Origin of the sequence: Nocardia sp. NPDC005366, assembly GCF_040606855.1 — a bacterium.
Classification (GTDB): domain Bacteria; phylum Actinomycetota; class Actinomycetes; order Mycobacteriales; family Mycobacteriaceae; genus Nocardia.
On record NZ_JBEXFQ010000050.1, the window covers coordinates 20,475 to 34,712 of the forward strand.

Sequence of the window (14,238 nt, forward strand, 5' to 3'; positions counted from 1 at the left end):
CATGACCTCGGCGCCGACCCGCGCCATCGTCCTCGACGAGACCGTCGCCGCCTGCGCCCCCTGGTCGACGGTGGTGCGCGCGGGCGACTACCTGGAGATCATCGACCTGCACGGCAATCAGGCGGTGGACTGCCTGCTCTATTCCGCCGCCGACCACACCGACCGCTACAGCGCCCAGGCGACGATCACCGCGCAGCGCAATATCTTCCTGACCACCGGCAGTGTGCTGCGCACCGACGCGGGCGCCGCGCTGATGACGGTGGTCGCCGACGAGGTGGGCAATCACGACACCATCGCCGGGGCCTGCTCGCAGGAATCCAACACCCTGCGCTACGGCCACCACACCCGTCACCAGCACGCCTGCGTGGAGAATTTCCTCAGCGAGGCCATGAAATGGGATTTGGGCAAACGGGATCTCGTCTCGAATATCAACTGGTTCATGAACGTTCCGGTGGAGGCCGACGGCACGCTCGGCATCGTGGACGGACTGTCCGCGCCGGGTAAGAAGGTCACGCTGCGCGCCGATATCGACACGCTCGTGCTGGTGTCGAACTGCCCGCAGATCAACAACCCGTGCAACGGTTTCGACCCGACGCCAGTGCGAATGGTGGTGTCGCGATGACTCTCGCTCACTCGGCCGTCGGCCGCGCGCTCACCGAATCCGCCTCGGACGCTTCGTTACTGCTCGGTGCGGCGACCTCACACCCGGATTCCGCTTCGTGCGTGGACGTTTCGACATGCGCACCGGGGGCGGTCGTCGAGATCGTTCGGCCCGGCATGCTGACCACGGTGCAGGACTGGCCGGGACGCGTCGGCTACTGGCATGTCGGGGTGCCGCCGTCGGGTCCGATGGACGATCTGTCGTTCCGGCTCGGCAACCGGGTGCTCGGCAATGCCGAGGGTGCGGGCGGACTCGAATGCGCCCTCGGCGGTCCGGCGCTGAAATTCGCCGAGGCGACCTGGGTCTGCGTCACCGGCGCACCGGCGGAGGTGACCGTCGACGGCGCACCCGTCGAGCTGTGGCGCACCGTGCGGGTGCCCGCCGGCGGCGTTCTCGATGTCGGGGCCGTTCGCGGTCCTGGCATGCGCACCTACGTACTGATCGAGGGCGGTATCGAACTACCCGAATACCTCAGCAGCATCGCGACTTTCACGCTCGGCAGGTTCGGTGGCAGTTCCGGTGGCACTCTGCGCGCCGGTGAGCGACTGCCGCTCGGCACGCCCGGCCGCCGGATCGCCCCCGCCGTGCCGATGGGCGATCAGCCTGTCCTCGCCCGACGCTGGGAACTCGCGGTCACCGAAGGCCCGCACGGCGCACCGGAATTCTTCACCCGCGCCGATATCGAGACCATCATCGGCACCGACTACGAGGTGCATTTCAATTCCGACCGCACCGGTGTCCGGCTCATCGGCCCGAAGCCGGAATGGGCGAGGACCGACGGCGGCGAGGCCGGGCTGCACCCGTCGAATATCCACGACACCCCGTATTCGGTCGGCGCACTCGATTTCACCGGTGACACCCCGATCCTGCTCGGCCCGGACGGCCCGAGCCTCGGCGGATTCGTCTGCCCGGTCACCGTGGTGGCGGCCGAGCGCTGGAAGCTCGGACAGCTCGCACCGGGTGACACGGTGCGTTTCGTTCCCATCCGCCGCGAACACGCCGCCTCACCCGCCGAGCTCGGTGCGGCCAGGCGCGCCGCCTGGCCCACGGTGCTCTCGGTCGGCGGAGACGGTGACGACGGCGTACTGCGACGAGCCGATGTCGACGACGAGGTCGGCGTCACCTACCGCAGGGCCGGTGATGACGGAATCCTCGTCGAATACGGGGCCATGACACTGGATCTCGGCCTTCGCGCCCGCGTGCACGCCCTGCATCAGCATCTGCTCGGCGCGGGCGTGCGGGGGGTGACGGAACTGACTCCCGGCGTGCGCTCACTCCAGATCCGGGTGAATCCGCGGGTGCTGCCGATCCCCGCGCTGTTGGAATTGCTCGCCGAATCCGAACGGTATCTGCCCGCCGCCGACGAACTGGTGGTGCCCAGCCGCACCGTGCACCTTCCGCTGTCCTGGGACGATCCGTCGACAAGGGAGGCGATCACCCGCTATACGCACGGTGTCAGGTCGGACGCTCCCTGGTGCCCGTGGAATATCGAATTCATTCGCCGGATGAACGGCCTCGACGCGGTCGAGGATGTGTACGACACGGTGTTCGGCGCCGAATACCTGGTCCTCGGCCTCGGCGATGTGTATCTCGGCGCCCCCGTGGCGACTCCGATCGATCCGCGCCATCGCCTCGTCACCACGAAATACAATCCCGCCCGCACCTGGACGCCGGAGAATGCCGTCGGCATCGGCGGGGCCTACCTGTGCGTCTACGGAATGGAAGGACCGGGCGGCTATCAGTTCGTCGGGCGCACCACCCAGGTCTGGAATCACCGGGCAACCGAATCACCTTGGCTATTGCGATATTTCGACCGAATCAACTGGTATCCGGTGGAGGCGGACGAACTCCTCGATATGCGCGCCGATTTCGCGGCGGGCAAGGCGGAGATCGTCGCCGAGGACGGGGAATTCCGGCTGGCGGACTACCGGCGGTTCCTCGACGACAATGCGGCGTCCATCGATGAATTCCGCGCCGTGCAGGCACAAGCCTTTGCCGCCGAACGGGATTCGTGGCGACTGGCCGGTGAGTTGAGCGAGAACAAGGACTGATCAGCGCTGCGAGATCAGCTGTGCGAGATCAGCTGTGCGACACCCTCGCCGGTGAGCTGATCCAGTGCCGCCTCCCGCTATCCGGTGGACGCCACCCCCGGCGTCGCGGGCTACCGGCTCGGCGCTGGTATCTCATCGGCTGGGATGTCGACCGCGCGGATTGGCGCACCTATCAGGTGGATCGCGTGCACCCCCGCATTCCGAACCCGTCGACGACGCAACCTGCCTATTGCGAACGGGTTCCGACTCGCTGGACGAATTGGCCATCTACGTGGCGAGTTTCGACTTCCCGTTCCGGGTCGACGAACCACCCGAACTCGTCACGCACCTGCGCGAACTCGCCGATCGCTTGCCCGCGGCCCTCGACAGATAGTCCCGCGCGCCGCCGGACCGCGATCAACCGGTGCCCGCGATCGCCTCGGGATTGACCGCGTCCCTGATCACGCGCAGCGCCTCGATCATTCCGTCGAGTTGCGCGGGGGTCAGCGGTCCGGTGAACCAGCGCTCGACGGCGACGAGGTAGTCCGGCAAGACCTCCGCGAGTCTGACCGCCCCGGCCTCGGTGAGCACCGTATAGGCGCTGCGCCGGTCGCGGGGATCGAGCTCGCGCGCCACCAGCCCGCCCGTGGCCAGACGATCGACCAATCGGGTGGCCCCACTGGTCGACAGCGAGGTCTGGGTGGCCAGATCCGTCATCCGCAGTCGACGACCCGGCGAGCGACTCAGACGCAGCAGCGCTTCCAAGTCCAGGCTGGACAACCCCTTCGTCTTCCAGGTCGGCTCCAGCTTCGCCACCAGTCCGTCGTACGCCTCGTAGAGCAGGCCGACGGTGGTCAGGCGTGGGTCGTCGAAGAGGTCGGTGGACTCCATGGCCGAACACTATCAAGTATTTGCCGCACGGATAGTTGACACGAGGAATAAGTACCCGTAAATATATGCATACGCAATATTCCTCGCGTCAACTTTGGAGGTACCGATGTCGTCGACTGCCCGCTGGGTCGCCGGATTCCGCTCCGCCGTCATCGATCCGCACGAACAGATCAAACTGACCGAACCGCGCGCCTTCGACGACGAAACCGTGCGCCAGGTACTGCGCCTGAACGGCGGCGGCGCACAGTTGCGCGTCCGTCTGACCAACCGGTACGGGCGCGCGCCCCTGGAGATCGGCAGCGCCCGGGTGGCGTCGCGCAAGGCCGCCGATGCGATCGTCACCGAAACCGAGAGGGCGCTGCGCTTTCGCGGCGCGGAGCGGTTCTCGATCCCCGCGGGCGCGGAACTACTCAGCGATCCGGTCGATCTCCCGGTCACGGCGGGCGAGGACCTGATACTGAGCCTGTATCTACCAGGTCCGACCGGGCTCGCCACCTTCTCCCATATGCCGCGCGAAATCACCTACGTGACACAGGGAAACGCCGCGACAGCCTCGGCGCTGCCCGAAGCGATCGAGATCGAACAGCGCTACTTCGTCACCGGCGTGGACGTGCTCGCTCCCTCGGACACCACGATCGGCGTCGCATTCGGCGATTCCTGGTTCGAGGGTGTCGGCACCACCGTCGGAGCCAACCGCCGCTCCGTCGACGCGCTCAATTCCCGGCTCACCGGAGGGTGGGTCGTCAACCAGGGCATCAGCGGCAATCGGCTGCTCACCGACGAGATCGGCGAGCACGCCCTCGCCCGCTTCGACCGCGACGTCCTGGAGGTGCCCGGCGTTTCGCGCGTCCTGCTCAACTTCGGCATCAACGATCTGATCCTGGGAGCGATGGGCGGTCAGCCGCCCGCCACCGCCGACGAACTCATCGCGGGATTCACCGAACTCGCCCGACGCGCCCGTGCGAACGGACTAATCGTCCATGCCGCGACCGTCGGCCCCTACGCGGGCTGCGTCTTCCCGAATCTGCCGATCGAGCAGACCCAGTCGACCAGGACAGCCGTGAACGAATGGTTGCGCGGCACAGATGTTTTCGACGCCGTCTTCGATGTGGACCGCGCGGTCGCCGACCCCGACCGGCCGACGTTCATCCATCCCGAATTCGACAGCGGTGACGGCATGCATCTCAACGACGCGGGCGCGCTGGCGATGGCCATGGCGGTGGATGTCGAGGCGTTCTCCGGGTGAGCGTGGTCAAGGCGTCCGGATCGGGTCAGTACCGCCGACTAACCTCGGCTACGTAGCAGGAACTGCGGCCCACCCGTCGATTCATCCGAGAGCCAGACGGCAGTCGCGGTCCGGATCGGATCAGGGGGCACAGTGGCCACATTCGTCTTGATCCACGGCGCCGGCGATGTCGGCTGGTACTGGCATCTGGTGGAGGCCGAACTGCGTGCGCGAGGCCATGACACCATCTCACCGGATCTTCCGTGCGACGACGACTCCGCCGGCCTGCCCGAGTACGCGGATACCGTGGTCGAGGCGATCGGCGACCGGACCGATCTGATCGTCGTCGCGCAATCGCTCGGCGGCTTCACCGCCCCGCTCGTCTGCGACCGGGTGGCAGTGGAACTCCTCATCCTGGTCGCGCCCATGATCCCCGCCCCGGCGGAGGCGCCTGCCAACTACTCGGCCAATACGAGATACGACCGGGAGGTGCGGGACCACTACGAGGACGCGGTCGCGCTGTTCTACCAGGATGTCGCGCCGGAACTGGCCGCCGAGGCGCTGAAACGGGCGCCCACCCAGTCCGTGGCCCGGATGAACGAACCGTCGCCGCTCATGGCCTGGCCCGACGTCCCCACGCGGGTCCTGATCTGTCGCGACGACCGCCTGTTCCCCCTTGATTTTCTTCGCCGCATCGCCCGGGAGCGCCTGGGCATCACCCCCGACGAGATCGGCGGTGGGCACACCCCCGCGCTGAGCCGCCCACACGAGCTGGTGGACCGCTTCGAGGCGTACGCCGCCGAGCAGGGATTGCTCGGTGACCAATGACATCCCGGCGTGCCCGTCCACGCGCCCACGATTCGGCGGACCAACCCTCGCAACGTCAGTCGAGAACGCCCCACTCCTCCTCGAGAGCGCGCAACTCCTCGAACGCCTTGCTTTGGTGTTCCAGCTGTGCACGGCGGAATGCCAACACGTCCTTGCTGTGCAGACGAGTGTGTGATCCGACCTTGTGGGATGGAATCTTTTCCTCGCGAACGAGTTTCATCAACGACGGCCGCGATATGCCCACCGGACAATAGTAACAGCCTGTTTCTGTGACACCATCGAAGGAGCCAACGTTGATTACCAGGATCCAGATCATCGGCGAAGTGAGCGATGAAGAGTCCGTCCACCATTTCCTGCGGCTCCTCGACAGGGTTCCCGAGCGGCCCACTCTGGCCACCCTCATCAGCAAGCACGGGGTGGACGGCAGCGATAACCTGGAGATCGAACTTCTCGATAAATTCCAAACGAAGCAGCGGTTCTCGCTGGCACCTTTCGCCGATGTCGATCCCGATACCTATATCAAGATCAAGTTCCTCAGCGGCCCCGCTGAGCGGGAATTCCCGGCTCTCGAGCCCGGCGCGATCCTGCTGAAGGAGTATCTGGTCGCCAGCCCTGATGAGGACTGACCGCCGCGAAGCCGCAGCGTCCGAAGCCATAGGCCGAATGTGCACAGCTGGTATCGAACTGGGCGCTTCCTGCCCTCGTAGACAACAGAACGAGTCAGGATCACCGCGGCAGTGATCGCGTTCGAGTTCTCAGTGTCCAGGGAAGATGAGGCTTCGACTTGGACTACCGCGATGCTGTATCGCTTGCTGTCGACATCGACATAAGGCGGCTCCTCCGATTTTCGTGATGGACCGCGACGCGTACGGGTCGCGCTACCAGCCCTGTCGCGTCTTTTTCTACGTCCTGTATCGGAATCGATCAAAAGCTTGTTTCACCGGCGAATTCGGCGTGGGCTGCACCCTGTCGAGCGCCCGCCGTTCGTTTCTGGCCCCCGATAAGTGATTCGACGGACCGACGCTGGGTAATCATCCAGCAAGTCGGGGATCACGAGAATCAATCCATACTGAAGGAGATGAGAACAATGGGTTCATTCGGACTCGACTTCGGAGTTGGCCTCGACGTATTCACCCGGTGGCTCAAGGTGATGTTCGGCATCAACCTCGGCAGCAGCTGATACTCGGCCAGTACGGAACCGGTTGTTGTGCCGGGCTGGCGGAGCAGACGCAATCTGCGTTCCCCAAGCCGCGGCGGTACGCCGCACCGGCACAACCGCCGGGTTCACTGGTCGCCGTGGTCATTCGACGGTTCCGCTGGGACGCGTCAGCCAGGCACGACGCGACCGTGGCCGGAGCTGAGGGGCCGGACCACCTCACCGAGCATCACCTCACCGAGCACGAGCAGCTGTGCCGAGTCCAGCCCTAATGGGCACGCTGCCACACGGTCCGGGAAGAGTTGTTCTTCCCGGACCGGCAGGCCGGAGATGACTACGCGGGAGGTGATTACGCCGTAGGTGATTACGCCGGAGTCGACTACTCCGCCTCGATGATCCGGACTTCCGCGTCGACGGTATCGACCGCGTCATCGACGGTGACGAACCAGTGGCTGACTTCACCGTCGGCGAGGTCGTCGGCGACATCCTCCGCGCTCGGAATGACCGACAGCGCACCCGCTGTCGCGGCGGCCAGGAATTCCAGCAGCGCCGGGCGGCCCGCCGACGCGGTGGTGAACGTGGTCGACTCGTAGTCGATCCCGTTCTCGTCGCGAACCCGGATCGCCAGATCCAATACCTCGGTCTGGCTCAGAGTCACTTTCGCGCCGTCGATGAGCTGGACGAAGGCCGCGTGGCTTTCACCCAGCGGGCGCACCCGATCCGCGTAGGAGACCGGATGTGCCGCGGCGGAGGACAATTCGGCCTGGACCGCAGGATCGTTCGGAACCAGCCACCGCACCTCGCCCGCGACCGCCTCCATGGCGATCCCGAAACCCGCTCCCGCGGCGATGATGTCGTCCTCGGACAGACCGTGCGCGAACAGGCAGGCGCCACCCGCCTTCTGCACGGCCCACGCCGCGACGACCGCGTCCACCGAACGCGGCAGCGCCACCGCGACGATATCGCCAGGACCCGCGCCCTGCGCGATGAGCACGCGGGCCAGCTGCGAGGACCGGCGGTCGAGGACGTGGTAGGCGATTTCCTCTCCGTCGCTGAGCAGTGCGGGGGCCTGCGGATCCGCTTCGACCACTTCGGCCAGCACCTTCGCCACCGTGCGCGCGCCGACGAAACTCTGCTCCGGGGCCGCCGCGGCGGCGATGCCGGATTCGGCGAGCAGTTTGGCGCGCTCGGCGTCATCGAGGATATCGATATCGCGGACCAGCCCGGCGGGATCGCCGAGCAGCGCCTCGAGCACCCGGACCAATCGCGTCGACAGGGTGGTCACCTCGTCGGCGGTGAACCGGTTGAGCAGGTACTCGAAATCGATGCCGAGGGTGGATTCGGCGGCCACCTTCAGCGTCAATGGGTAGTGCGTGGAGTTGCTGACGTTCACCCCGGTGACCGACATGCCGTCGATCGAACTCGCCGCCTCGATCGCCTCGCGGTCGATCGGGTACGACTCGAAGACGAACAGCGTGTCGAACTGTGATCCCGCACCCGCGGCCCGCTGGATATCGGCGAGACCGACGTAGTGGTGATCGAGCAGTTCGGCCTGATCGCGCTGCAAGCGTTGCAGTTGGGCGCCGACGGTGGCGCCGTCATCGATCCGCACCCGCACCGGGAGGGTGTTGATGAACAGACCGACCATCGACTCCACCCCGGACAACTCGGCCGGGCGACCCGACACCGTGCCGCCGAACACCACGTCGGAGCGTCCGGTGAGCCTGCCGAGCAGAATGCCCCAGGCCGCCTGTACGAGCGTGTTCACCGTAATGCCGAGTTCGGCGCAATGTTTGGTCAGTTTGCGCGTGCGCTCCACGTCGAGTTCGGTGACGATGTGGGCGGTTTCGTACTGCTCCGCCGACCGCGGTTGCGGCGCGAGTTCGGTGGGTTCGGTGACACCGTCGAAAGCATTCGCCCAGATGCGCAACGAATCCTGCAGGTCACGACCGTTCAGCCATTCCAGGAAGGTCCGGTAGGACGCGACGTGCGGCAGTGCCGAGCTGTCGCCGCGCAGCGCGTAGAGCACCAGCAGGTCCTGCATCAGCAGCGGCATCGACCAACCGTCGAGCAGAACGTGGTGGGTGGTGATGGCCAGATGCCACTGCTCGGCGTCGGTGCGGAACAGGGTGAAACGCACCAGCGGCGGGGTCGCCATGTCGAACCGGTCCGCGAGGTCGGCGGCGAGGTGTTCGCGCAGCCGCGCGTCCCGTTCGCTCTCGGGCTCGGAGGTGAGATCGACTTCGCGCCACGGCACATCGAGCCGGTCCATGACCACCTGCACCGCCTGACCCGATGAATCGGTGACGAAGGCGGTCCGCAGGTTGGGGTAGCGATCGATCAGGCCCTGTGCCGAGGCGCGCAGTCGTTCGGCGTCGACCACACCGCTCAGATCCACGACTGCCTGCATGGTGTAGACGTCGACCGTCGCCGTCGTCATCAGCGCGTGGAACAGCAGACCCGACTGCAGCGGCGTCAGCGGCCAGACCTCGTTCAGGCCGGGGTAGGTGCGCTCCCACAGCTCGATATCGCTCTGACCGACCGTCACCAGCGGCATATCCGACGGTGTGCGACCACCGGCGTCCGGCCGCGCGGCATGGGCGGCGAGCGCGCCGAGTGCGGCGACCCAGTGATCGGCCAGTTCTCGCACCCGTTCCTGGTCGAGCAGACCCGACGGGAAGGCGAAGGACGCGATCAGCTCACCGTCGACCACCATCGTCTCGATATCGACGGTCGCCGCGGCGGGCATGCCGGGATCCAGCAGGGTGGTGATCTCGGCGGGCATGACACCTCGGTAGTGGAAGCCGATCTGGCCCAGCTCACCGAGTCCGTGGCCGAAACCGTGATCCGGCACCGACAGCAGCTGTTCCTTCACCGATTTCACGACGGCGCCCATCGCGAGACCGCCCGCGAAGGCATCGTCCAGATCGGTGCCGGTCAGATCGAGTCGCGCCGGATGAACGGCGTCGAATCCGCCGACGGTGCGCGAGAGATCCGCGCCCGCCACCGCGTCGACCGCACGCCCGTCACCGTCGAGCCTGATGAGCACCGATTCGTCGCGAGTGCCGCGCCACCGCAGCACGGCCGTCGCCAACGCCGAAACCAGCCCGTCGGCGACGGTCGCGCGGTAGAGCGCCGGGATGGCGCGCACCACCTGTTCGGTGATATCGGCGGGGACGACGACGCGCACGTGTTCCACCGTGCGCGCGGTGTCGATCGCGGGATCGAACGCACGGCTACCGAGCAGCGGATCCGGGGTCGCCGAAATCTCTTGCCAGAAAGCGTCGTTCGCGGGCGCGGGAGCTTCGGCGAGGCTGTGCGCCCAGCGCCGCAGTGTGGTTCCGGTGGGGGGCAGTTCCAGCGGAGCGTCGATGCCGAGGCGATCGGCGGCGGTGGTCAGCTCGTCGAGCAGAATCTGCCACGACCGGCTGTCGACGACGAAACCGTGTGCGACCACGAGCAATTCGTCATCACGGTGATCGGCGAAGGTGAACAGCACGAACTGCGCCATGATGCCGTTCGCCGGGTCGAGGCGAGTGGTGGCCTCCCTGCGCTCGGCCGCGACGAGCTGTGTGAGATCGGTGTTCTTCTCGACCCTCGCTTCGCACAGCATGTCCTCGATATCGAGGATGCCGGGTTCGAGCGCCTCGAATTCCCAGCCGCCGCCCACCGGACGCACACGGGTGCGCAGGGCGTCGTGACGGTCGATGATCGCCGTGATCGCCTCCAGCAGGGTGTCCCAATCCAGCGCGGCGGGCAGCGGCAGCAGGGCCGCCTGCGCGAAGCGCTGATACGAAACACCGCTGGAGAGCACCTCGGCCATGGCGGGGGTCAGCGGGATATCGCCGACACCGCCGCCGGGCAGCTCGAGGATCCGGGCCAGCGCGGGGTCGGGAGCCGTGTCGGCCACCGAGGCCAGCGCCGCGACACTGCGCTGATCGAAGACATCGCGCACACTGAACACCACACCGAGCGCCTTGGCCCGCGAGACCAGCTGGATCGACAGGATGCTGTTACCGCCGAGCGCGAAGAAGTCGTCGTCGGCGCCGATGTGCTCGACATCGAGCACATCGCTGAAGACGCCAGCCACCAACTGCTCCACCGGGGTCACCGGCGCGCGGAACTCGGCCTTCTCGAAGGTCGGCTCCGGCAACGCGTTGCGGTCCAGTTTGCCGTTCGCGTTCAGCGGCAGGGCATCCAGCGCGACGAAGGCGTTGGGCACCATATAGGACGGCAGTTCGGCGGCGAGCGCGGAATGCAGTGCGCGCCGGTCCAATTCACCGGTCTCGAGGTCGAGACCCGCGGCGAAGGGCACCACGTAGGCGACCAGGCGGTCACCGAGGCCGGGATCGGTATGCGCGAGCACCGCCGCCGCGGCGATCGTGGGCTGACGCAGCAGCGCGGCCTCGATCTCCCCGAGTTCGATGCGGAAACCACGGATCTTCACCTGGAAGTCGGTGCGGCCCCGGTAGTCCAGTTCGCCGTTCGCGTGCCAGGCCACCAGGTCACCGGTGCGGTACATGCGTTCGCCCGGTGCGCCGAACGGGTCGGCGACGAACCTTTCGGTGGTCAGGTCGGGACGGGCGAAGTAGCCGCGCGCCAATTGCGCACCGGCCAGGTACAACTCGCCGGATACGCCGACCGGAACCGGCCGCAGCCGCGAATCCAGCACGTAGACACGGCTGTTCCACTCCGGCGCGCCGATCGATACCGATGCCTCGTCGGCGTCGGTCACCAGGTGACTGGTGATCGAGACCGCGGCCTCGGTCGGTCCGTAGAGGTTGAACAGCTGCGCGGTGGCGCCGCTGCGGAACCGTTGCGCGGTCGCGGCGGGCAGCGCCTCACCGATGGCGAGCACGCGCCGCAACGAATTCGGCAGCCGGTCATCGGATTCGGTGAGCAGCGCGTCGAGCATGGACGGCACCACGTGCAGGGTGGTCACACCCGTGGCGCGCATGAGCTCGTTCAGGTAGGTCGGATCGCGATGCCCGTCGGCGGTGGCGATGACCAGCCTGCCGCCGCTCACCGCCGCCGACCAGAACTCCCAGACCGAGAGGTCGAAGGTGGCCGCGGTCTTGAGCAGCACCGCGTCCTCGCTGCCGAGTCCGAATTCGGCCGTCTTCCACAGCAACTGATTGACGATCGCGCCGTGCGGCACCGCGACGCCCTTGGGCTGGCCGGTGGAGCCGGAGGTGAAGATGACGTACGCGGTGTTCGCCGGGGTGAGTGCGCCGCGCCGCTCGGACTCGGTGACCGGACCCGCCGAGTACGCGGACAGATCCAGTTCATCGATGACGACCGATTCGGCCGTCGCCGTCGTGAACGACTCGCGGTCGGTGGTCAGCACGCAGACCGGCGCCGCCGTGCCGAGGATGTAGTCCACCCGGTCCGCGGGCTGGTCGGGGTCGACCGGCACATAGGCCGCACCGGATTTCGCGACCGCGTACATGGCGATGACCAGATCGGCCGAACGCCGGATCGCCAGGGCCACCCGATCCTCGGTCCGGACACCGCGCCCGATCAGGTAGCGCGCCAACCGGTTCACCCGCGCGTCCAGTTCGGCGTAGGTCAGGTGCTCCCGTTCGCCCGACGCGTGGTCGGTGACCAGCGCGACAGTGCCGGGCGCCGCTGCCGCGACGGCGGCGTCGAACAGTGACACCAGCGTCGCGTCGGCGTCCACCGGATGGGATGTGTCGTTCCACGCGGTGAGGATGCGTTGGTGTTCCTCGGGCGCGAGCAGGTCGATCTCCCCCACCGGCACCGTCACGTCGGCGACCACCGCGTCGAGCACGCGCACGAACCGATCCGCGAAGCCCTGCACGGTGGCCTCGTCGAACAGGTCGGTGGCATAGCCGAATTCGGTGATGATCTCGGCCGGCGCGCCGTCGTCGGCGTACCGGTCGTAGACGGTGACCTGCAGGTCGGTCTTGGCCAGCTGGGAGTTGAAATTGACCGCGCTCACCGTGAGCCCTGGCAGGGTCAGCGCGGTTTCGGCCAGGTTCTGGAAGGACAGGCCGATCTGGAACAGCGGATTGCGCGCGGTCGAGCGCTCCGGATTCAGCACCTCGACCAGCCGCTCGAACGGCACATCGGCGTTGGCGAAGGCCTCGAGGTCGCGTTCGCGCACGTCGGCGAGCAGATCCGCGAACCGGTCGCCGGGGCGAACGGCGGTGCGGAACACCAGCGTGTTGACGAACATGCCGATCAGATCGTCGAGTTCGCGCTCGCCACGACCCGCGATCGGCGTGCCGACCGCGATATCGTCGCTGCCCGACAGCCGTGCCAGCAGCACCGCGAGAGCGGCGTGCACGACCATGAACAGCGAGGCGTGGTTGGCGCGGGCCAATTCGTGCAGACTCGCGTGCCGCTGCGGGGAGATCTCGAACCTGATCGCCTTGCCGTGGAACGACTGCGTCGGCGGACGCGGCCGATCCGAAGGCAGTTCCAGCTGATCCGGCAAACCGGCCAGCGCGGAGCGCCAGTAGGAGACCTGCTGGGCGGCAAGCGATTCCGGATCGTCCTCGGACCCGAGTACCGCGCGCTGCCACAGCGCGTAGTCGGCGTACTGCACCGGCAGCGGAACCCACTGCGGGGCCTCGCGGTTCACCCGCGCCGCGTAGGCGGCCATGAGATCGCGGGCCAGCGGACCCATCGACGCGCCGTCGGCGGCCACGTGATGCACCACGAAGGCGACCACATGTTCGTCGGTCTCCGACGCCGCGCCGGTGACGCGGAACAGCGCCACCTTCAGCGGCACCTCGGTGGTGACGTCGAAGGTGGTGAGCGCGAATCGGATCACCGTTTCGATCAGATCCTCTTCGGCCACCTCGACCGCGACCAGTTCGGGTGCGGTCGCCGCGACCGGGAGGATGACCTGGCGCGGTCCCTCCTCGGCGCTCGGGTAGGTGGTGCGCAGCACTTCGTGGCGGGCGAAGACGTCGCCGATCGCCAGGGCGAGCGCACCCGCGTCCAGCGTGCCGGACAAGCGCACGGCCAGCGGGATATTGTCCACCGCCGACGCCGTCGTATCGAACTGGTTGAGGAACCAGTACCGCTGCTGGGCAGGCGAGAGCGGCACCAGTTCGGGCCGTTCCATGGCCTTCAGCTGCGGCCGGGTGCGTCCGGAGCCCGCGAGCCGCTCGACGCTGGTCGCCAACGCGACCACCGTCGAGGCCTCGAACAGGTCGCGGACAGCCAGCTGGGTGTCCAGCGCCGCGCCGAGCCGCGCGGTCACCTGGGTGGCCAGCAGCGAGTTGCCGCCGAGATCGAAGAAATCGTCGTCCAGGCCGACGCGGCCGACGCCGAGGACGTCGGCGTAGATACCCGCCACGATCTCCTCGACCGGGGTGGTCGGGGCGCGGAAGGTCTTGACCTCGAAAACCGGCGCGGGCAACGCCTTACGATCCAACTTGCCCGACGCGTTGAGCGGAAACGCCTCCAACGTCAC

General features: G+C 67.2%; 9 protein-coding genes and 1 pseudogene. 7 read left to right on the plus strand and 3 right to left on the minus strand.

What is annotated here, in order from left to right:
* Position 1 precedes the first annotated feature (1 nt).
* From ABZS43_RS33735 to ABZS43_RS33750, 4 genes and pseudogenes are all read left to right on the plus strand, one after another.
* Positions 2-622 (plus strand): urea amidolyase associated protein UAAP2, encoded by a 621-nt coding sequence (locus ABZS43_RS33735; protein ID WP_355040067.1) that lies wholly within the window; start codon positions 2-4, stop codon positions 620-622.
* The gene (locus ABZS43_RS33740; protein WP_355040057.1) at positions 619-2,712 is read left to right on the plus strand and encodes a 5-oxoprolinase/urea amidolyase family protein; all 2,094 of its coding nucleotides are present in this window, start codon (positions 619-621) and stop codon (positions 2,710-2,712) included. The genes ABZS43_RS33735 and ABZS43_RS33740 overlap by 4 nt, the downstream gene beginning before the upstream one ends.
* Positions 2,713-2,732: 20 nt before the next feature.
* Positions 2,733-2,878, plus strand: a pseudogene (locus ABZS43_RS33745) (hypothetical protein); the annotation flags it as partial.
* A gap of 63 nt (positions 2,879-2,941) precedes the next feature.
* Positions 2,942-3,085, plus strand: coding sequence for a hypothetical protein (locus tag ABZS43_RS33750; protein WP_355040058.1), 144 nt, complete (start codon positions 2,942-2,944; stop codon positions 3,083-3,085).
* Positions 3,086-3,108: 23 nt separating this feature from the next.
* Here the strand turns inward: ABZS43_RS33750 and ABZS43_RS33755 are convergent, their stop codons facing one another.
* Entirely contained in the window at positions 3,109-3,582 is a 474-nt protein-coding gene (locus tag ABZS43_RS33755; protein WP_355040059.1) for a MarR family transcriptional regulator, read from the minus strand.
* A 106-nt stretch (positions 3,583-3,688) separates the two neighbouring features.
* On the opposite strand from ABZS43_RS33755, the gene ABZS43_RS33760 reads away from it, so the two are divergent.
* A complete protein-coding gene (locus ABZS43_RS33760; protein ID WP_355040060.1) occupies positions 3,689-4,828 on the plus strand; it encodes a GDSL-type esterase/lipase family protein in 1,140 nt (379 codons plus the stop codon).
* A 132-nt stretch (positions 4,829-4,960) separates the two neighbouring features.
* Complete coding sequence (locus ABZS43_RS33765; RefSeq protein WP_355040061.1) at positions 4,961-5,635, plus strand: alpha/beta hydrolase; 675 nt, start codon at positions 4,961-4,963, stop codon at positions 5,633-5,635.
* 55 nt (positions 5,636-5,690) lie between these two features.
* Here ABZS43_RS33765 and ABZS43_RS33770 read toward each other — a convergent pair whose 3' ends face one another.
* Entirely contained in the window at positions 5,691-5,879 is a 189-nt protein-coding gene (locus ABZS43_RS33770) for a helix-turn-helix domain-containing protein (protein WP_355040062.1), read from the minus strand.
* A gap of 25 nt (positions 5,880-5,904) precedes the next feature.
* Here ABZS43_RS33770 and ABZS43_RS33775 point away from each other — a divergent pair, with 25 nt between their 5' ends.
* The gene (locus tag ABZS43_RS33775) at positions 5,905-6,261 is read left to right on the plus strand and encodes a hypothetical protein (RefSeq protein ID WP_355040063.1); all 357 of its coding nucleotides are present in this window, start codon (positions 5,905-5,907) and stop codon (positions 6,259-6,261) included.
* 909 nt (positions 6,262-7,170) lie between these two features.
* Here ABZS43_RS33775 and ABZS43_RS33780 read toward each other — a convergent pair.
* On the minus strand, positions 7,171-14,199 hold the full coding sequence (locus ABZS43_RS33780; protein ID WP_355040064.1) for an amino acid adenylation domain-containing protein: 7,029 nt from the start codon (positions 14,197-14,199) through the stop codon (positions 7,171-7,173).
* Between the last annotated feature and the right edge of the window lie 39 nt (positions 14,200-14,238).

Excerpts from the sequence above, each read along its gene's own strand:
- ABZS43_RS33735 (WP_355040067.1), top strand. The coding sequence starts at position 2 with ATGACCTCGGCGCCGACCCGCGCCATCGTCCTCGACGAGACCGTCGCC.
- ABZS43_RS33740 (WP_355040057.1), top strand. The coding sequence starts at position 619 with ATGACTCTCGCTCACTCGGCCGTCGGCCGCGCGCTCACCGAATCCGCC.
- ABZS43_RS33755 (WP_355040059.1), bottom strand. The coding sequence starts at position 3,582 with ATGGAGTCCACCGACCTCTTCGACGACCCACGCCTGACCACCGTCGGC.
- ABZS43_RS33760 (WP_355040060.1), top strand. The coding sequence starts at position 3,689 with ATGTCGTCGACTGCCCGCTGGGTCGCCGGATTCCGCTCCGCCGTCATC.